Annotated in this window: 1 protein-coding gene; it reads left to right on the plus strand. The window is 71.8% G+C overall.

All coding sequences use genetic code 11. The annotated features are described in order from the left end of the window. Window positions 1-1,108, plus strand: a 1,108-nt coding sequence (locus AOK01_RS42165) for an MFS transporter (RefSeq protein ID WP_157871647.1), incomplete at both ends; no start/stop codon positions are given.

Consider the following 1,108-nt stretch of genomic DNA (forward strand, 5'->3'; position numbering starts at 1 on the left):
CGTCCAGGGGCTCGGCGCGGCGGTGCTCGCCCCCTCGACACTGACGATCCTCACCTCGGCCGTGCCCGAGGGAGCCGCTCGCGCGCGTGCCATCGCGACCTGGACCGCGGTCGGCGGAGGCGGTGGCGCGGCGGGCGGGCTCGTCGGCGGACTCCTGGTCGACGGCCTGAACTGGCGATGGGTCCTGCTGATCAACGTGCCGGTCGGTGCGGTGGTGCTGGCCGGCGCCGCGCTCTGGCTGGTCGAGAGCCGGGTCGGCGGCGAGCGGCGGCTCGACCTGCCGGGTGCCGTACTGGTGACGTCGGGCCTCGCGATCCTCGCGTACGGGATCGTGCAGACCGAGGCCGAGGGGTGGGCGTCGGCCGGGACACTGGTCCAGCTGTCCGGCGGGGCCGCCCTGATCGGGCTCTTCCTGCTCGTCCAGGCACGGACGAAGGCGCCGCTGATGCCGCTGAAACTGTTCCGGCTGAGGTCCGTGTCCTCGGCGAACGTGGCGATGTTCCTGTGCGGTTCGGCGATGTTCTGCATGTGGTTCTTCATGACGCTGTACGCGCAGAACGTGCTCGGCTACACACCCCTGGAGGCCGGACTCGCGCTCGTACCCAGCTCGCTGGCGGTGATACTGGGCTCGAAGGCCGCGCCGCGGTTGATGCCGGTCGTGGGGGTGCGCAACGTCGCGGTGATCGGGGCGCTGGTGGCGGCGGCCGGGTTCGGCTGGCAGTCGACGATGGGCGCCGACGGGTCGTACGTCGTCACGATCATGTTCCCCGGCGTCCTCATGATGCTCGGAGCCGGGCTCTCCGCGACGCCGCTCGCCGCGCTGGCGACGTCGGGGGCGGGGCCGGAGGACGCCGGGCTGGTGTCGGGGCTGATCAATACCTCGCGCACGATGGGGGGTTCGCTGGGGCTGTCGGTGATGGCGACGATTGCCGCTGCGCGGACTGCTGGGGGGACTTCGGCGGAGGCGTTGACGGAGGGGTATGCGTTGGTGTTCCGGACGGGGGGCGTGGTGTTGTTGGTGGGGGCGGTGTTGATGTTGGTGTGGCTGCCGTGGGCTCCGCCGGGGGGTTCGGGGGGTTCTGTTCCGCGTCGGCTGCGGGTTCGTCGT

Origin of the sequence: Streptomyces aurantiacus (assembly GCF_001418335.1) — a bacterium.
Classification (GTDB): domain Bacteria; phylum Actinomycetota; class Actinomycetes; order Streptomycetales; family Streptomycetaceae; genus Streptomyces; species Streptomyces aurantiacus.